The organism is Spirosoma oryzicola (assembly GCF_021233055.1).
GTDB classification, from domain to species: domain Bacteria; phylum Bacteroidota; class Bacteroidia; order Cytophagales; family Spirosomataceae; genus Spirosoma; species Spirosoma oryzicola.
On the sequence record NZ_CP089538.1, the window covers coordinates 24,584 to 43,666 of the forward strand.

A 19,083-nucleotide genomic window follows, 5' to 3' on the forward strand; every position below is an offset into this window, starting at 1 on the left:
AAGAGACACACGAGTAAGTATGTAGCGTGCAATCACGCAGCAAAAGGGCGCCTGGGGGATGCCTATGGCTTCTGGTGGCGATGAAGGACGTGGCAAGCGACGAAACGCTGTGGGGACCCGCTGGCAGGGGCTGATCCACAGGTATCCGAATGGGGCAACCCACTATCTTGAAGAGATAGTACCTCCTTGGAGGGGCGAACGCGGAGAACTGAAACATCTAAGTACCCGCAGGAAGAGAAAACAAGTCGTGATTCCGTCAGTAGTGGCGAGCGAAAGCGGAACAGCCCAAACCATCTGCGTTACGGCGTAGGCGGGGTAGTAGGACCCGACATCAAGCCAACAAGCGAACTGAAATGATCTGGGAAGGTCAACCACAGAGGGTGAGAGTCCCGTACGGGTCAGTGCGTTGGTGGGTTGGGGATCCTGAGTAGGGGGGGACCGGAGAAATCCCCTCTGAATCGGCCGGCACCATCCGGTAAGGCTAAATACGACCAGAAGACCGATAGTGGAGAGTACCGTGAGGGAACGGTGAAAAGCACGGGGAGTACCCGGGTGAAATAGACCCTGAAACCAGGCGCTTACAAGCGGTCGGAGCTCCCAGTGTGGAGTGACGGCGTGCCTTTTGCATAATGAGCCTACGAGTTACCGTCACTGGCGAGGTTAAGTACGTGGACGTACGCAGCCGAAGCGAAAGCGAGTCTGAACAGGGCGTCGAGTCAGTGGGGGTAGACGCGAAACTTGGTGATCTACCCGTGGCCAGGTTGAAGGGGTGGTAACACACCGTGGAGGACCGAACCGATAAGCGTTGAAAAGCTTCCGGATGAGCTGCGGGTAGGGGTGAAAGGCCAATCAAACTGAGAAATAGCTCGTACTCTCCGAAATGTTTTTAGGAACAGCGTTCAGTGTTACCACTTTAGAGGTAGAGCGACCAACAGGATGCGGGGGAGTCACATCCTACCAACTTCTGATGAACTCCGAATGCTAAAGGGGGTGCTGGGCAGTGAGGGCTTGGGTGCTAAGGTCCAAGTCCGAGAGGGGAACAACCCAGACCATCATCTAAGGTCCCCAAGTGTGTGCTAAGTTGAACAAAGGCGGTCCGGCTGCTGAGACAGCCAGGAGGTTGGCTTGGAAGCAGCCATTCCTTTAAAGAGTGCGTAACAGCTCACTGGTCGAGCGGGGCGGGCGTCGATAATAAACGGGCATCAAGCACACCACCGAAGGTATGGACCTGTACATGAGTACAGTGTGGTAGGAGAGCATTCTAACAGCGGTGAAGTTGAAGCGTGAGCTTTGGTGGAGCGGTTAGAAAAGCAAATGTAGGCATAAGTAACGAGAATGAGGATGAGAACTCCTCACACCGAAAAGCTAAGGTTTCCTCCGCGATGGCAGTCATCGGAGGGTTAGTCGGGGTCTAAGGGGTAGCTGAAAGGCGGGACCTGAAGGGAATTGGGTTAATAGTCCCAAACTATCTATGCAGGTCAAACCATGACGGAGTGCCGGGGGTTCTACGTCCGGACGGAAGTGGGCGTTGAGATGAGGCTTCGGCTGAGTCGAAGAACTGAAGGGGCTTCCAAGAAAAGTGGTTTGGCGTCAAGCGTATGGATACCCGTACCGTAAACCGACACAGGTAGCTGGGAAGAATATTCTAAGGTGCGCGAAAGAATCATGGTTAAGGAACTCGGCAAGATGACCCTGTAACTTCGGGATAAGGGGGGCCTACCCAGCGATGGGAGGCTGCAGAGAAGAGGCCCAGGCGACTGTTTACCAAAAACACAGGACTCTGCCAAAATGAAAGTTGACGCATAGGGTCTGACACCTGCCCGGTGCTGGAAGGTTAAGGGGGGAGCTTAGTCGCAAGACGAAGGTTTGAACTGAAGCCCCAGTAAACGGCGGCCGTAACTATAACGGTCCTAAGGTAGCGAAATTCCTTGTCGGGTAAGTTCCGACCTGCACGAATGGTGTAACGATCTGGGCACTGTCTCAACCATGAGTTCGGTGAAATTGTAGTAGCGGTGAAGATGCCGCTTACCCGCCACGGGACGGAAAGACCCCGTGCACCTTTACTACAGCTTAACATTGATCGCCGGTCAGGCATGTGTAGGATAGGCGGGAGATTGCGAAGCGGTGTCGCCAGGCATCGTGGAATCAACCTTGAAATACCGCCCTTGGCTGACTGGCGGTCTAACCTAGACTTAGGGACCGTGTTTGGTGGGTAGTTTGACTGGGGTGGTCACCTCCGAAAGGGTAACGGAGGTTTCCCAAGGTTTGCTCATGCCGGACGGTAATCGGCAGCGGAGTGCAATAGCAAAAGCAAGCTTGACAGTGAGGCAAACAGGCCGATCTGGGACGAAAGTCGGGTATAGTGATCCGGTGGTTCCGCATGGAAGGGCCATCGCTCAAAGGATAAAAGGTACGCCGGGGATAACAGGCTGATCTCCCCCAAGAGCTCACATCGACGGGGAGGTTTGGCACCTCGATGTCGGCTCGTCACATCCTGGGGCTGGAGAAGGTTCCAAGGGTTCGGCTGTTCGCCGATTAAAGTGGCACGCGAGCTGGGTTCAGAACGTCGTGAGACAGTTCGGTCCCTATCTGTGGTGGGCGTTGGATGACTGAGGGGGTCTGTCCTTAGTACGAGAGGACCGGGATGGACCAACCGCTGGCGGATCGGTTGTTTGGCCGCAGGCACGGCCGAGTAGCTACGTTGGGAACAGATAAGCGCTGAAGGCATCTAAGTGCGAAACTGGCCCCGAGATGAGTCATCCGGTATAAAGGGTCGTAGGAGACGACTACGTTGATAGGCGACAGGTGTAGGTGCAGAGATGCATAGAGCTGAGTCGTACTAATGAGCCCGGACGCGTGATTGTTGTTGCTGCAAATGGAATGTGTGGAAATGTGTGTATTGAATTGTTTGTTTCTTTCTGTGGGGACAAAGACAACGCCATAAAGACATAAAGACTTTGAGCGCAAGCTCGACGAGTTCAACAGGTTGGTGCGGTTAAGGCGGGTGAACACCTCTTCCATTTCGAACAGAGCCGTTAAGCCCCGTACTGCCGATGGTACTGCTGTCACAAGCGGGAGAGTAGGAAGGTGCCACCTGGTGATATTGAGGGGAAAGGCCGTTAGCGGAAGCTAGCGGCCTTTTGCTATTAAAGCCTATTCAATTATTAAGCTGTGGGCACTCCCACAGGTAAAACGGGTAAACGGTTGGCTATACCTAGTTGATGTTTTGAAAGCAGTAGAAAAGCCGCGCTTGAGCATCAACTAGATATAGCCAAATAGAATTAAATCGCCCTATTGAGCGAATGATAATCTAGTGCGAATAGGAAATAGTCCACAGAGCGATTCGCTTTATGAGGCTTGTATTAACTTTTCGCTGATCGCCTTTATATCCAATCCGTCGAACACACCTGAACTCATAAACAAAAGAATATCAACTGTGCTGACTTGAGCTAACACGTATTCTTTTAAAGCTTCGAGTTCTGTAAAGACTTTTAAGTTTGTATGTCCGAAGGCGTTTATAACATCCTCTGGACGTATAGGACTAGCCGAATTTAAGTAAGCCTGCGTGTCGGCGTTGAAGTAGACAACAACTTGGTCGGCGGCATCTACTGTACCTTTGTATTCATCTAGAAAGGTTTTGCTTAAGCTGCTTACCGTATGAAGTTCTACAATAGCCAACAAGCGTTGATTTGGGTACTGATGCTTAACTGCTTCTGTTGACGCTTCAACCTTGGCTGGTGAATGAGCAAAGTCGTGAAAACTGATTCTGTTGACTGAATTAGGTACCGAGGTTTCGGCTATTTTTTGTAGTCGTAAAGCTACTGGCTTAAACGTTTGAATTGCTGCGTAGAATTGATCCTCTGTAATGCCAATACGATCACAAACAGTCATCGCACCAGTAACATTCTTCATGTTGTGCTCGCCAAAGAAGGAGACCGGTATTTTTGTTCCTTGTTTGGTAATCAAATAGGTTTGGCCATTCCTTACTTCGCTAAGATGGGCCTGATAGGGTATTTTTGTAATGTCGGTTCGTTCTTTCTGTCCAATTACATCGAGCATATTATCTGATTCATCAAAAATCAAGATACCTGCTTTAGGCATTGCTTCAGCCAGCAATTCAAATTGGTCGACGTACGATTCCCAGGAAGGGTAAATATTTACATGATCCCAGGCTATTCCATTAATCAGGGCGATATGCGGTTGATAATGCAAAAACTTAGGACGTGGATCGATTGGCGAAGAAGCATACTCATCCCCTTCAATAATAATGACAGGTGCCTCTGGTGTAAGCTTAGCCATAGTCTCGAAACCTTCGATCTGCTCACCTACCAGATAGTCAAAAGCTCGATTATGAAACGCCAAGGAATGCAAAATCATAGCAGTGATGGTCGTCTTACCATGACTTCCAGCGATAACCACGCGTTGTTTCTGCTGACATTGCTGGTAAAGAAATTCCGGATAGGAATAAATCGACAAACCTAATTCCTGCGCCCTGACTAATTCCGGATTATCCCGACGAGCGTGCATACCAATGATGACCGCGTCTAAGCCCGTGTGAATTTTTTCCGGAAACCAGCCAGCCGTAGCCGGTAGAAGACTATGCTGCTGTAGTCGGGTTCTAGACGGGTCATAGATTTCATCGTCGGAGCCAGTAATTGTAAAACCTTGTTGCTGGAGCGCTAAAGCGAGATTGTGCATTGCACTACCACCAATTGAGATGAAATGGATAGCCTTGGGCATTCGAAAAAAGTCAGTGTCGAGCGGCAAAAGTAGGGTTTCTTTTTGGTTTGATGCAAGAAGGAGAACGAACGGCCAGGAAAGCCGATTTGCCCACTATTAAATTTTATCGTTATTCGAATCAAACTCGCGGCATTTTCGTTGACTATCTTGCGAATGGATAGTACTTGGAAAGCCCGATTTTAGAACCCAAATTCGCGCCTGTTTTTGAGAAACACAAACCCCATTTTATGCGCCGAAGCTAGGGATGAAGACTTATTATGACCTGATCGACCAGACATTTGAGTTTCCGACGCGGGAATTCAATGTTGAGAATAATGAATTGATGTTCAACAATGTACCATTGATGGACATTATCAAACAGTATGGAACGCCCCTCAAATTAACGTATTTGCCGAAAATCACCGAGCATATCGAACACGCTAAGTTGCTGTTCAGAAATGCCATGAAGCGGTATAATTACAAAGGGAGCTATACCTACTGCTACTGTACGAAGTCATCCCATTTTCGGTTTGTGCTCGAGGAAGCACTGAAAAATAATATCCATCTCGAATCCTCATCTGCTTATGATATTCCTATTATTCGGGAATTGTATAAGATGGGTAAGGTTTCGAAAAGTACATACATCATTTGCAACGGCTATAAACGGCCTTTGTATACTCAGTATATTAGTGAACTGATCAATGATGGGTTCAACTGTGTGCCTGTTCTCGACAATCTAAAAGAGATCGAGGCTTACGAAAACTCGATAACGGCAGATAGCGTCAATTTTGGCATCCGGATCGCTACGGACGAAGAGCCAAATTTTGCGTTCTACACATCCCGTCTGGGCATCCGATACAGCGATGTCAACGAGTTGTATCGCAGTAAAATTCAGCCGAACGAGAAGTTCAAGCTCAAGATGCTGCACTTCTTTATCAATACAGGTATTAAAGATAGTGCCTACTATTGGAGTGAGCTGAGCCGGTTTATGTACAAATACTGTGAACTACGGAAGGTGTGCCCTGATCTCGATTCGATTGATATCGGCGGTGGAATGCCTATCCAAACGTCGTTCCAGTTCACATATGATTACCAGGCCATGATCGACCAGATTGTGGAGAGCATTCAGTGGATTTGTAACAAAAATAACGTACCAGTCCCCCATATCTTCACGGAATTTGGCTCGTATACGGTAGGCGAAAGCGGAGCGGTGATTTATAAAGTCATCGACCAGAAGCTACAGAACGACAAAGAGCTGTGGTACATGATCGATGGCTCGTTTATTACGCAGCTTCCTGACTCGTGGGGACTCGGACAGAAGTATATCATGCTGTCGGTGAATAACTGGGACAATCCGTACCAGAAAGTAAACCTGGGCGGTTTGACCTGCGATTCGCACGACTTTTATAATACCGAAGCGCATAGTGCCGATCTGTACTTACCTATCTTTAATCAGGATTCGGAAGATCAGTACATTGGTTTGTTCCACACCGGAGCATATCAGGAGTCGTTGGGAGGTTATGGTGGAATTCAGCACTGCCTGATTCCTGCCCCGCAGCATGTAATCATTGATAAAGATGAAGAAGGTAACCTGCGGTCCCGCTTGTTTGCCCCTGAACAGAATAGCGAAGTGATGCTGAAAATTCTGGGTTATGGCGGAGCAGAGCCGGGTATGACCGAGCTGGAAGCAACCGAGGCCGCCGAAGAGCGGGAAGTAGAAGCCGAGCTGCTGAAAGAAGATAACCTGTAGTTTTACGTTTAATGAGTCTGCTGCGAACTGTAGCAGGCTCGTTAGACAAAGTCAACCAAACAATAAAGAAGTTAGACGAATATACCACTTTTGGTATTATTTTCGTTTAACAATCTGAAATTGTAAGCAAAACGTAGCAATATTTCATGAAAAGACTACTCATTTTAGGCGCTGTGCTAGCGACTTTATCGCTCGGGTCATGCGCTCGTAGGGCCAACTGCCCAGCCTATGGTAGTGTGCAGAAAGCCGCGCCAACGCAGGTACGTGTGTAGAAGAAGCTTAGTGAAAACAAATAAAAGCCCTCTGGACGTTGACTGCTCCAGAGGGCTTTTGTTAGGCAAGACCCAACACAAATCGGGATGCTTCAAGCAGATTAGTCGCACTACCGTCGCATTCCGGCGATTGATCTGGTTCGTGAGCGATGCGGACGGTACGAACACCTACCCGTTTACCAGCCTGCATGTCCCGTAAAGCATCACCAATCATCCATGACTCATCAGGAATGATATTGTACTTGGCCATGGCCTTTTCAAGCAAGAGTGAGCCTGGCTTCCGTGTCAACGATTCCGAGTCGTAATTTGGGTGATGAGGACAATAATAGATATCATCGATAAGCTGGCCGCACTGCTCCTGCAAGTAATTATAACAGGCCATGACATCATCACGGGTATAAAGCCCTTTCGCAATGCCTGCCTGGTTTGTAATTACAATAAGTAGGTAACCTGCATCTTTCAATGAGCGCAGTGCTTCTGGTACGCCATCGGGTATGATAAAATCCTCAACACGATAAACGTAGTCAGTCCGGTCTTCATTTAGAACGCCGTCTCTGTCCAGAAAAACACACTTATTCATAAAGATTGACGGTTTGTTTTAGACAATAATACAACTATTCAACGAAATAATTGTATTGTCGGTTTGGTTGTTTGTATGTTTTACTAAATGGGAACATGTTCTTTCCCATTTAAGCCGATGCAGAAAGTCGTTTCTGGCTCGGTCGAGCAACTGAAAAAAATTTCTGCATCGGCCCACTTCAGATCAATCAGGCACCTAAGTCCTGAAGGCGTTGCTCTAACGCTTGAATTTTGGCTTCGGCATCAGCAAGCTTTTGCCGCTCCCGTTCAACGACGTCAAGCTTAGCATTAGCAACAAACCGTTCGTTCGAAAGCTTTTTAAGCGTCGATTCCCGGAAGCCAACGTTATACTCCAACTCTTTGCGCGTAGCAGCAACCTCCTGTTCAACGTCAATTTCGCCAGCGATATCGACAAAAAACTCATCGCCTTTGATCAGGAATGACAAACCAGCTGCTTTCTCGTTGACGTAGCTAATCGTCGAAACGTTGGCCATTTTCTGTATCAGCGGCTCAAGCGTCTGGAAGCGTTCGGGCGTTACCGTCTTGATCGATACGGGTAATTCGGTCTTAGGCGAAATCTGCTTGGCGTTGCGAATATTCCGGATGTTTGTGATTACGTCAAACAACGTGTCAAAATCAGCCAGAATCTGGTTGTCAGCCGTCGCTGCTTTCGGAAAAGGAGCAACGCAAATGCTATCGCCAGTCTGCCGTTCACGAATCTCCTGCCAGATTTCTTCGGTAATGAACGGCATAAATGGATGAGCTAAAGCCATCAACCGTTCAAAGAAATTAATCGTGGAATCGTACGTGACGCGGTCAATTGGTTGCTCAAAACCTGGCTTGATCAACTCCAGGTACTGCGAACAGAAATCATCCCAGATAAGCTTGTAGATAGCCTGCAACGCGTCCGAGATCCGGAATTTGCTGAAATGATCTTCAATTTCGGTAAGTGTCAAACTCAATTTTGACTCAAACCAACGGATAGCTAAGTTATTGCTGTTCGTAGTAGCCTGATTTACTTGGTCAGTCACCGTCCAGCCTTTAACCAATCGGAAAGCATTCCAGATCTTGTTGCTGAAATTCCGGCCCTGCTCCACCAGTTTTTCGTCGAACAGCAAATCATTCCCAGCCGCTGAACTGAACAGCATTCCAGTCCGGACTCCATCAGCCCCATACTTTTCGATAAGGTCAAGCGGGTCGGGTGAGTTACCGAGTTGTTTCGACATTTTCCGGCCCAGCTTATCCCGAACCATACCTGTAAAGTAAACGTCCTTGAAAGGCTGCTCACTTTTGTATTCGTAACCCGCAATAATCATCCGGGCTACCCAGAAGAAGATAATGTCAAAACCCGTAACAAGCGTGTTGGTTGGGTAATAGTAATCCAGATCCTGCGGTCCAGCTTTAGGATCATCCGGATTGCCCGACGGCTTGAAAACCGACATCGGCCAGAGCCACGACGAGAACCAGGTGTCCAACACGTCTTCATCCTGTGTCAGATCGGCCTCGGTCATGGCGAACAGCAATTTCTCGTGCTGTACTTTTTCCAGAGCCTCGTGTTTGTTTCGGGCAACGATTACGGTGCCGTCCTGCATGTAAAAGGCCGGAATCCGCTGCCCCCACCACAATTGGCGGCTAATACACCAGTCGTGTGGGTTTTCCATCCAGGAACGGTACATATTCTTGAACTTCGACGGATGAAGCTGAACGGTGTCGTTCATCACGTTTTCGAACGCAGGCTTCGACAACTCGTCCATCTTCAGGAACCACTGCAACGACAGCTTTGGCTCAATGACGGCATTCGTGCGTTCCGAAAAACCAACGTTCGATTTATACTCCTCGGCTTTTACCAGGTTCCCCGATTCGTCGAGTAGCTTGATAATTGCTTTCCGAGCCGCAAAACGGTCCTGACCAACCAAAATCTGTGCTTTCTCGTTCAGTGTTCCGTCATCGTTCAGAATGTCGAGCGTTGGCAGGTTGTGCTTGATACCCAACGTATAGTCATTTGGGTCATGAGCGGGCGTAACTTTTAAGCCACCCGTGCCAAAATCCATCGTGACGTACTCATCCGTGATAATTGGAATCTCGCGATTGATAAGCGGAATGATTGCTTTCTTACCGTGCAGGTGCTTATAGCGTTCGTCGTTCGGATTGACCGCGATCGCTGCATCAGCCATGATCGTTTCGGGACGAACCGTAGCAATGGTGATCGAATCCTGCCCTACGCTTCCGGCTATGTCGTACCGAATGTAAACCAGCTTCTGCTGAACTTCTTTGGTGACAACTTCTTCATCCGAAACGGCGGTCAATCCCTGTGGGTCCCAGTTGACCATCCGGACACCCCGGTAGATTTTTCCTTTGTTGTAGAGGTCAACAAATGTGTCGATAACTGACTCATAAAGCGCTGGTTCCATCGTAAAGCGCGTACGGTCCCAGTCGCAGGAAGCACCAAGTTTTCGGAGTTGCTTAAGAATGATGCCGCCGTATTTGTGCGTCCATTCCCAGGCGTATTCCAGAAATTGCTCGCGGGTGAGATCATGCTTGTTAATGCCTCGCTCCTTGAGCATAGCCACCACTTTAGCCTCGGTAGCAATACTCGCGTGGTCGGTACCGGGTACCCAGCAGGCATTTTTACCCTCCATGCGGGCTTTACGGATCAGAACATCCTGAATCGTATTGTTGAGCATGTGCCCCATGTGCAGCACCCCCGTTACGTTCGGTGGAGGAATGACAATGGTGTAGGGCTCACGTTCGTCGGGAGTAGATTTAAAAAGTTGGTTATCAAGCCAGTATTGATACCACTTTTCTTCAATGTCCTGGGGGGTGTATGTTTTTGAAATCATAGAAACAGTCGAAACCGGAAAAATTCCTACCAACTAACAAACAGAAGATGAATAGAAAAGGAGCGGTATTACCGATAAAAAGCAAAATTAGTTAAATTGAATAGGGTGAAAAAACGAAAGGCCGTCTTTAGCCGTTTTAACGTAACACTTCATCAGTCATTTATGGAATTCGGAAAAATACATAACCTTGACGCCGTCAATTTAACCTTACCACCCGGATCGGCTTTCAACGCCCGGGTCTGGGCAGGGGTAGAACCTACTCAACGGCCCAACGTCTTTATTGGCGGACCTATCTGGGCCAATAAAGACTATGTAGGTAAAGTGTACCCGTCCAACGCGAAGGAGCGTGACTTCCTGCATTACTACACCCGGCAGTTCAATACGATTGAACTGAACCTGACGCACTATCAGATTCCAACAATGAACATGATTGATAAATGGAAGGCCGAGGCAACCCAAGGGTTTACCTACTGCCCTAAGTTTCCCCAGGCTATCAGTCATGAGCGGCAATTAATCGCCAGCGAAACCTTAACCGAAGAGTTTGTCAATGCCGTATTGGGGCTCGAAGAGTTCTTGGGAATGACGTTTCTGCAATTACCGCCGTCATTCGGACCTGACAAATGGCCGATATTAGAAGCGTACCTAAAGAGCTTACCCGACGAACTGGACGTAGCTGTTGAGTTTCGCCACCCGGATTGGTTCAGTAAAGCCGCCTTGTGGCAGCAAACCCTTGAACGGCTTTATGTGTTGCGTCGACATGTGGTCATCACAGACGTAGCCGGTCGGCGCGATGTGTTGCATATGGGACTGAGTAGCCCCGTTTTGACACTTCGATTTATCGCAAACGAGGGGCACCAAACCGATTATGTACGTACCGATGCCTGGATACAACGGCTTAAAACCTGGTTTGAGAAAGGATTGCAAACGGCTTATCTGTTTATTCACGGCGGTGCCGAAAACGACACCGCACCTGAGCTAATTCTTTATTGGACTCGGGAACTGAACAAGCATTGCGGCTTAAACCTGCGCGAACCCGTTTTACAACCCAAGGTCGTACAGGGCAGTTTGTTTTGATTTACCAGACCGACCCATTATTTTTGCTCTATGACTTTAGCAATCGCAATACATCGGCATCATCATTCTGAGCGGTAACGCAGCAGAACGAGACGCTCGTGTTTGTGCTTTCGGAGAGAAAATCCTGATTCCCACAAGATACAAAGCCCGGTTCTGCCAATGAGCCGGGCTTTTTTTACGTATGAAAACTGTCATAATTAAATACAACGCAGGTAATGTTCAGTCGGTGATGTACGCGCTGGATCGGCTGGGAGCAAACTACCTCCTGACGGATGATGAAGCGGAAATTCGTTCGGCGGATAAGGTTATCTTTCCGGGTGTCGGCGAAGCGAGTACCGCTATGGCCTACTTGCGTGAACGAGGACTGGATAAGCTGATTCCGTCCTTGAAACAGCCTGTTTTAGGAACCTGCGTCGGTATGCAGCTCATGTGCCGTTATTCGGAAGAAAACGATACGACCTGCATGGGTATCTTCGATATCGATGTTCGGCGGTTTCCGGCAGAACCCGGTTTTAAAGTGCCACATACCGGATGGAACAGTATCCATACCTTGCAGGGTCCCTTGACAGAAGGGCTAGCCGAAAACGCTTATGTGTATTTCGTTCATAGCTATGCCGCCGACGTTTGTCCGGAAACGACCGCCGTTTGCGATTACGTGCGTCCGTTCAGCGCCATGCTGCACCGCGATAATTTTTACGCGGCTCAGTTCCACGCCGAAATCAGCGGAGACGTCGGCCAGCGCCTATTGGAAAACTTTTTGACATTATAACACGAACATCCTGTTCGCCCGTTTATTGCTCTTTCTCTGCGGACAGGATGTCCGCGTTACTTATGCATATCATTCCCGCTATAGACCTCATCGAAGGTAAGGCTGTTCGCTTGACGCAGGGCGATTACAACCAGAAAAAAGAATACAACGCTCGCCCGTTTGAAGTGGCTCAGCAGTTTGAAGACGCTGGCCTGACCCGCTTACACTTAGTCGATCTTGACGGGGCCAAGGAGAAACGCGTTATCAACTGGAAAGTATTAGAACAAATTGCGTCGAAAACGCGGCTGCACGTCGATTTCGGGGGCGGAGTTCAATCCGACGATGATTTACGGATCGTGTTCGAATGTGGTGCTAAACAGGTTACGGGTGGTAGCATAGCCGTAAAAAATCCGGATCTGATGGAGCGCTGGCTTTCCCGGCACGGCTCGGAAGCGATCATTTTGGGAGCGGATGCCAAAAACGAAAAGATTGCTGTGAGCGGCTGGGAAGAGTCAACCGAAGTATGGGTGTATGATTTCGTTGAAAAGTGGGTTGAGAAAGGCATCAAGTACGTGATTAGTACCGATGTCGCCAAGGATGGATTATTGCAGGGGCCTTCGTTCGACTTATACCGAAACCTACAGGATCGCTTTCCCGATCTGAAAATCATTGCCAGCGGTGGTGTCAGCAACATGGCTGATATTGAAACGCTGGCCGATATGAACGTTTTTGGCGTTATCGTCGGGAAAGCGATTTACGAAGGACGGGTAAGCCTGAAGGAATTAAGTCTTTTTTCGGCCCAATAGCTGAATTTGATATGCGTCGTACTTTCTTTCTGATCCTGGCTTTTCTGGTATCAACCAACTGTCTGCGCGCTTCGGCTGACTCGACGCGGCAGCGTCGTTTTCAAAAGCTGGCGGACGAAATGCGACTTAAAAAGCCAAAGCTGAAAGAAGGTGACTACGAAGTGCGTATCTGGAATCGGCAGTCATTGCAGTACGGAGACGCGCAAATGCTTTACCGACTAATCAAGCGGAAGGAAACGTTTACGGTAACTAAATCCATCATCCTGTGGAATAAGCATGAATTTAAACATGCTACGGAGTTCAACTCCAATAGACCCGTTACCGTTGAGCTTTGGCAAAAGCTACTGCAACACAATATCTTGACGTTACCCGATATGACTGCGTTGCGTGATCAGCTGTTTCCGAAACCGGAGAAGGACTCGACCTGGAATGTAATCGAACCGGATGGGACGGTTAGCGTCAAAGCAAAAAGGAAACGAAACAAATGGATAATCATTGGAGATGGTGAAGGCTACTATTTTCAGGTGTTCGGCAAGGATAGCTACCATGACTACGAATACAGCAATCCGCTGGGCTACGTGAAAGAAAAACCCGAAATTATAGAGTTGTGTAACGTCGTCGCCATCCTGCATGATCTGGCACCCGCTTTCCAATCGACTCAATAGACGCACAAACCATGATTCAGGAATACACGGTTAGCGACGATAAAACCAAAATTGATTTAGCTGTCATTCACGATTATTTAAGTCGAGAAGCCTATTGGAGCCAGAACATTCCAATTGAACTGGTGCAGCGGTCAATCGATAATTCGCTTTGCTTTGGGGTTTATCGGGCAGATCGGCAGGTTGGTTTCGCTCGGGTTGTTACTGATCTAGCCACATTCGGTTATCTGGCCGATGTTTTCATTTTGCCCGAACACCGGGGTAAAGGTTTGTCCAAGAAGCTGGTAGCTTTTATAATGGCTTATCCTGCTTTACAGGGCCTACGCCGGATAATGCTGGTTACGCGCGACGCGCATGGGTTGTACGAGCGGTTTGGTTTCAAACCGATTGATAGCCCCGAAAATACAATGTCTATTAAACTGTTTACGAGCTACTAATGCTGACCAAACGCATTATTCCCTGTCTGGATATAAAAGACGGACGAACCGTAAAAGGTACCAACTTTGTCAACTTACGTGATGCTGGTGATCCGGTAGCGCTCGCGGCTGTTTACGCGCAACAGGGTGCCGACGAACTGGTTTTTCTGGACATAACGGCTACCGTTGACGAGCGAAAAACGCTGATTGAACTGGTTCGCAACGTAGCGCACACAATCAACATTCCGTTTACGGTTGGTGGCGGTATTTCCTCGGTAGCCGATGTGTCGGCCTTGCTCAACGCCGGAGCCGACAAGATTTCGATCAATTCATCAGCGGTGCGTAATCCGGATTTGATCAATGAATTGGCTTTGGAATTTGGGAGCCAGTGTGTGGTCGTAGCCATCGACACGCGGTATGTAGACTGTGAACACATCGTTCACACGCACGGCGGACGTAAGCCTACTGCTCTTCGCACAATTGCCTGGGCCAAAGAAGTAGAGGAGCGGGGAGCCGGTGAAATCCTGTTAACGTCGATGGATACCGATGGTACAAAGGCGGGTTTTGCGCTTGCGCTAACCGCTCAGATTTCAGGTGCTGCCAACATTCCGGTTATTGCTTCCGGTGGGGCTGGTACAATGGACCATTTCGTGGACGTTTTCACAACGGGCAAAGCCGATGCCGGATTAGCGGCCAGTATTTTCCATTTCAAAGAAATTGACATTCCGGCTCTGAAAGGGTATTTGCGAGAAAACGGAATAGAGATGCGGGTTTAGTCAGAGCTTTGCCCGTTTTCGAGTGGTGTCGGGTTCTCAAACCCGACACCACGCCATTGCTAAAATTTGAAGCCCAGATCGAGCGAAACGATTCGGTTTTTGGAAACCAGTTGACTGCCACGTGCTACGTTTATCAGCCCGCGTTGATAGCTCATGCCGATGTTAAACGCGTTATTCTGGTTGATTTTGTATTGTACGCCTGTACCAAGCAGTAGTTCAACATCGCCGAATCCATAGTGACGGCTATTGCCTCCATTCTCTGCCGTATACAATCCATTCCGGGCCTGATCCAACGCTTTTTCGGCTAGCTTTACGCTTACCAGCCCCCCCGTCTGAATGTATAAGCGCATGTTTGGCGCTATGTTGTTGGCAAACAACTTTACCGTGAGAGGTATTTGCAGGTACTGGAGGTTGTAGACCGATTCTTTTTCGGGAGCCCCCGGATTCCAGATGTTTTGCCCAAACGTACCGGGCATTTGAAACCCCGACCGTTTGATGGTATACCAGAGACCCGTTCCGAAGGCGTAGCGATTCTTGAAGAAAAAGTAATCCAGCGATGGGCCGACACTCATCCGAACGCCTGCGCCATTGGGTCGGAAACCAGCGTAATTACCAGATCCTTCTGCGGTGTTCAAATCAAGCGAGGGCGCAAAGCGAATGCTCATTTCGATGAGGTGCGTAGGCCAGGCGTAATCGGGTCCCGATCCGTATCCATTATTTTCGTCCGAATCAGTAGTCTGCTGTTTTTTTCGCCGACGTTTACGGTCATCATCATAATCACGGCGATTCTGATCCTGTCCGTCGTAATTATCCCCCAAAATTTTACGGAATCGTTTCTCCGTTACGCTCGATTGTTTCGTTCTTAATCGGTAAAGGGCGGGCGACGATGACTGTGCCCAGGCGCTGATGACGGTCAGCAGAACCAAAATCAAACCCAACCCTGCAACTTTTTTCATAATTTTGTACGTTTTCAATACAGAAAACCAGTGAGTTTCATGCGACTAAGGATAGCCCTTGCAGGGCTTTTTTGCTTGTTTTTATTGGCTTCGTGCACAAAAAACGAAGACATCACGCTTATCCGGCTAGACCAACAACTGTTTTCGGCCAAATCGGCTGACGGTGTTCGGACCTTTCTGAATCAGAACCCATCAGTAGTTCAATTGTACTTTAACGCGAACGGGGCCGGAAATGATACAGCGCTTGTTCGAGAATTGACCAACCGGATAAATAATCCGGCTTTGAATGAACTGCACAAACAGGTCGAAGCCGAGTTTGGCGATATGGCTGATTTGAGAAAGCAACTCGGTGAAGCCTTTACCAAGATCAAAAAAGACTTTCCTGACTTTCGCTCTCCCAAAATAGCGACCATTGTAACCGGTTTTGCCGGACCCGATTTAGTCGTTACCGACAGCCTGATTGTTATTGGCATCGATTACTTTGCCGGTCCCAACGCGAAGTATCGACCACGTGGTCCCGAATTTCCACAGTACGTCTTGCGCCGGTACCAGAAAGAATACATCGCTCCGGCGGTCGTTTTCGCCATTTCTGACAAATACAACGCGACGAACCGTAGAGATCAAACGATGTTGGCCGACATGGTGTACTATGGAAAAGGGTACGTGTTTACGAAATCGATGGTAGCGGGTTCAGACGGCGAACCGATTGCGGACAGCCTGCTTATCGGATACTCAGACAAGCAACTGACCGAAACGTTTAACGCGCAGGACATTGTTTGGGGGCATTTTATTGAAAATCAACTGCTGTATCAGACTAATCCTGCTATAAAACAGCGATATTTGAATGAGCGGCCCTTTACGGCAGAAATTGGACAAGGTTGTCCCGGTGCCATCGGGCGTTGGGTCGGCTGGCGAATCGTCGGGCGGTATCACGACGAGCATTCCGGTGTTAGCATTGCCGAACTGATGCGCAACAGTGACGCGCGGCAGATTTTTGAACAATCCGGTTATAAAGGTCAAAAAGACAATTGATTGTTGTCATAGCGATAACCCAAAGCGCACAATATTTTTGACCGATTAACGACACGCTTAAAAAGCAGTTATCGAGAATAATTACCACTAATGGCAAAGCGAGGAAGATCTTTTGGCGAGGAGGCCAGTCAGGAGGATAAGAAAAAAATCAATCGGGAAGGCGTCAAAAAGGCGTTGAGCATCTTTCGATTTGTAAAACCATACCGGCTTCAGTATATCATTGGGTTTGTTTTCCTGGTGCTGTCGACAGGTACCACCATGAGCTTTGGTTTGCTGATTGGGCAGATCACCAGCGTAATCCAGGGACAATCGGCGTTTACGCTGAATCAGGTAACGCTGTTTTTTGTGGGCGTGTTGGTCGCTCAGGCGATCTTTTCGTTCTGCCGAATCTACTTTTTTTCGCAGGTGAGTGAGCGGGCTATGGCCGACGTACGCCGGTCTACGTACAGCAAAATCATTACCCTGCCCATCCCGTTTTTCGAAAAACGGCGTGTCGGCGAACTAACCAGTCGGATCTCGGCTGATGTGTCGCAGCTACAGGATGTACTGACGCTTACCTTGGCGGAGCTTTTTCGGCAGGTTGCCACGCTGGTGATTGGTACCGGCATTATTTTCTACGTGTCCTGGAAGTTGACTTTGTTTATGCTGGCTACCTTTCCGGTTATCATCGTAGCGGCTATGGTCTTTGGCCGGTTCATTCGGAAGCTGTCGAAGCAGGCGCAGGATTTGCTGGCTCAGGCGAACGTGATTGTGGAAGAGACGCTGCAATCGATCAATATTGTCAAGGCATTCACGAACGAGAAAATAGAAATTAACCGGTACGGTACCGCCCTGAATCGTGTCGTTAACACCGCGCTTCGGTCAGCTAGCTACCGGGGTGTTTTTGTATCGTTTATCATCTTTGCTTTGTTCGGTGGCATCATCGGTGTCGTATGGTACGGCGGTTCATTGGTATTATCCAACGAAATGCCTTTTTCTGACCTGCTGACCTTTATCGTTTACACTACCTTCATCGGCGGTTCGGTAGCCGGTATGGGGGACTTGTACGCACAGCTACAACGGACAATCGGTGCGTCGGAGCGAATTCTCGAAATTCTGGAAGAACCTTCGGAGGTAGATGCGAATCAGGAAACCCCACTTTTTGTGCCGGTGCAAGGCCACGTTCAGTTTAATGACGTTCACTTTTCGTACCCTGCTCGCCCTGATGTACCCGTTTTGAAAGGGGTTTCGCTGGACGTTGCCGCCGGTCGAAAAATTGCGCTGGTGGGTAAGAGCGGAGCTGGCAAATCGACGATCGTACAGTTACTAATGCGGTATTACGACAACGGTAGCGGTCAGATCACCGTAGATGACCGCGACTTGACGAGCTTCAACATTACCGAATTGCGTAAGAATATTGCTGTTGTACCTCAGGAAGTGATTCTGTTTGGCGGAACAATTCTGGAGAATATACAATACGGTAAACCAGGAGCAACCGAAGCGGAAGTACGGGAAGCCGCCCGCAAAGCCAATGCCCTGCAATTTGTTGATTCCTTCCCCGAAGGCTTCCAGACGGTTGTGGGCGAACGGGGTGTTAAACTATCGGGTGGGCAGCGGCAACGTATTGCCATTGCCCGCGCTATCCTGAAAGATCCGGCTATTCTGATTCTTGACGAAGCAACCAGTTCACTAGATGCCGAATCGGAGAAACTGGTGCAGGAAGCACTGGACGAGCTGATGCAAAACCGGACAACGATCATTATCGCCCACCGGCTGGCGACGATTCGTAAGGTAGACCGGATTTATGTAATTCGCGAAGGCCAGATTGCCGAAGCCGGTACGCATGACGAATTAGCGCTTCAGGAAGATGGTATCTACGCGAATCTGGTTAAATTGCAATTTGAAACGATTGAATAACCGTTTGTTGTTTTGATACGATAAGCAACAAATTTGAATCATAACGTGAAATGAATTCAGCCGCTAAAACCCTGAAAGACTTTAACCTTCGGCATACCAACGGTCGGGAGGAAGTGCTGGATTTGTTTCTGAACGCTGGTCATGCGCTGGCACACAATGATGTTGAGAATGGGTTAGGACCTGATCACGACCGGGTAACCATCTACCGGACGCTCCGAACGTTTTTGGACAAAGGGCTTCTTCACAAAGTACTCGACGACGAAGGTGGAACCAAATATGCGCTGTGCCGGGAAACCTGCGCGGCAGGTCATCACCACCACGACCATGTGCATTTCAAGTGCGAACATTGCGGACAAACAACTTGCCTGGATCAGGTTCGAATTCCTACCATTGCCCTACCGGAAGGGTACGACCGGAAAGAAATGAATCTATTGATTCAGGGCGTTTGTCAGGACTGCAATAAGTAATCAAAAAGCTTAGTTCTATCAAATGAGCTATGGCCAACGAATCGATACGTTACCAATCGGCAGTGCAAACACTGCCGATTTTTTTATAAC

At 48.6% G+C, this 19,083-nt stretch carries 14 protein-coding genes and 2 rRNA genes; 12 read left to right on the top strand and 4 right to left on the bottom strand.

The window, feature by feature from the left end; genetic code table 11:
• Window positions 1-30 precede the first annotated feature (30 nt).
• Together LQ777_RS00110 and rrf are read left to right on the top strand one after the other, a co-directional pair.
• Window positions 31-2,864, top strand: a 23S ribosomal RNA gene (locus tag LQ777_RS00110).
• Window positions 2,865-2,985: 121 nt separating this feature from the next.
• Window positions 2,986-3,096: ribosomal RNA gene (rrf, locus tag LQ777_RS00115) — 5S ribosomal RNA — on the top strand.
• A gap of 252 nt (window positions 3,097-3,348) precedes the next feature.
• Here the strand turns inward: rrf and LQ777_RS00120 are convergent.
• The gene (locus LQ777_RS00120; RefSeq protein WP_232560494.1) at window positions 3,349-4,740 is read right to left on the bottom strand and encodes a UDP-N-acetylmuramate--L-alanine ligase; all 1,392 of its coding nucleotides are present in this window, start codon (window positions 4,738-4,740) and stop codon (window positions 3,349-3,351) included.
• A 244-nt stretch (window positions 4,741-4,984) separates the two neighbouring features.
• On the opposite strand from LQ777_RS00120, the gene LQ777_RS00125 reads away from it, so the two are divergent.
• Window positions 4,985-6,469: a type III PLP-dependent enzyme domain-containing protein gene (locus LQ777_RS00125; protein WP_232560495.1), complete on the top strand. Its 1,485-nt coding sequence runs from the start codon at window positions 4,985-4,987 to the stop codon at window positions 6,467-6,469.
• 333 nt (window positions 6,470-6,802) lie between these two features.
• Here LQ777_RS00125 and LQ777_RS00130 read toward each other — a convergent pair whose 3' ends face one another.
• Together LQ777_RS00130 and LQ777_RS00135 are read right to left on the bottom strand one after the other, a co-directional pair.
• Window positions 6,803-7,321, bottom strand: coding sequence for a D-glycero-alpha-D-manno-heptose-1,7-bisphosphate 7-phosphatase (locus tag LQ777_RS00130; RefSeq protein ID WP_232560496.1), 519 nt, complete (start codon window positions 7,319-7,321; stop codon window positions 6,803-6,805).
• 187 nt (window positions 7,322-7,508) lie between these two features.
• Window positions 7,509-10,160 carry a valine--tRNA ligase gene (locus LQ777_RS00135; RefSeq protein WP_232560497.1) on the bottom strand — a complete coding sequence of 884 codons (2,652 nt, stop codon included), beginning with the start codon at window positions 10,158-10,160 and terminating at the stop codon, window positions 7,509-7,511.
• 162 nt (window positions 10,161-10,322) lie between these two features.
• On the opposite strand from LQ777_RS00135, the gene LQ777_RS00140 reads away from it, so the two are divergent.
• From LQ777_RS00140 to hisF, 6 genes are all read left to right on the top strand, one after another.
• A complete protein-coding gene (locus LQ777_RS00140; RefSeq protein WP_232560498.1) occupies window positions 10,323-11,234 on the top strand; it encodes a DUF72 domain-containing protein in 912 nt (303 codons plus the stop codon).
• Between the two features lie 181 nt (window positions 11,235-11,415).
• Window positions 11,416-12,003: an imidazole glycerol phosphate synthase subunit HisH gene (gene hisH / locus LQ777_RS00145; RefSeq protein ID WP_232560499.1), complete on the top strand. Its 588-nt coding sequence runs from the start codon at window positions 11,416-11,418 to the stop codon at window positions 12,001-12,003.
• A gap of 62 nt (window positions 12,004-12,065) precedes the next feature.
• Window positions 12,066-12,788, top strand: coding sequence for a 1-(5-phosphoribosyl)-5-[(5-phosphoribosylamino)methylideneamino]imidazole-4-carboxamide isomerase (gene hisA / locus LQ777_RS00150; protein WP_232560500.1), 723 nt, complete (start codon window positions 12,066-12,068; stop codon window positions 12,786-12,788).
• Between the two features lie 11 nt (window positions 12,789-12,799).
• Window positions 12,800-13,453: a hypothetical protein gene (locus LQ777_RS00155; protein ID WP_232560501.1), complete on the top strand. Its 654-nt coding sequence runs from the start codon at window positions 12,800-12,802 to the stop codon at window positions 13,451-13,453.
• Between the two features lie 11 nt (window positions 13,454-13,464).
• Window positions 13,465-13,887 (top strand): GNAT family N-acetyltransferase, encoded by a 423-nt coding sequence (locus LQ777_RS00160; protein ID WP_232560502.1) that lies wholly within the window; start codon window positions 13,465-13,467, stop codon window positions 13,885-13,887.
• The gene (gene hisF / locus LQ777_RS00165; RefSeq protein ID WP_232560503.1) at window positions 13,887-14,642 is read left to right on the top strand and encodes an imidazole glycerol phosphate synthase subunit HisF; all 756 of its coding nucleotides are present in this window, start codon (window positions 13,887-13,889) and stop codon (window positions 14,640-14,642) included. The genes LQ777_RS00160 and hisF overlap by 1 nt, the downstream gene beginning before the upstream one ends.
• A 59-nt stretch (window positions 14,643-14,701) precedes the next feature.
• Here hisF and LQ777_RS00170 read toward each other — a convergent pair whose 3' ends face one another.
• Window positions 14,702-15,598, bottom strand: coding sequence for a porin family protein (locus LQ777_RS00170; RefSeq protein WP_232560504.1), 897 nt, complete (start codon window positions 15,596-15,598; stop codon window positions 14,702-14,704).
• 39 nt (window positions 15,599-15,637) lie between these two features.
• On the opposite strand from LQ777_RS00170, the gene LQ777_RS00175 reads away from it, so the two are divergent.
• The 3 genes from LQ777_RS00175 to LQ777_RS00185 all read left to right on the top strand — a co-directional run bounded on the left by LQ777_RS00175 (window position 15,638) and on the right by LQ777_RS00185 (window position 18,993).
• Window positions 15,638-16,630, top strand: coding sequence for a gliding motility protein GldB-related protein (locus tag LQ777_RS00175; RefSeq protein ID WP_232560505.1), 993 nt, complete (start codon window positions 15,638-15,640; stop codon window positions 16,628-16,630).
• Window positions 16,631-16,720: 90 nt separating this feature from the next.
• The gene (locus LQ777_RS00180) at window positions 16,721-18,526 is read left to right on the top strand and encodes an ABC transporter ATP-binding protein (RefSeq protein WP_232560506.1); all 1,806 of its coding nucleotides are present in this window, start codon (window positions 16,721-16,723) and stop codon (window positions 18,524-18,526) included.
• Between the two features lie 50 nt (window positions 18,527-18,576).
• Entirely contained in the window at window positions 18,577-18,993 is a 417-nt protein-coding gene (locus LQ777_RS00185) for a Fur family transcriptional regulator (RefSeq protein WP_232560507.1), read from the top strand.
• Window positions 18,994-19,083: the final 90 nt, after the last annotated feature.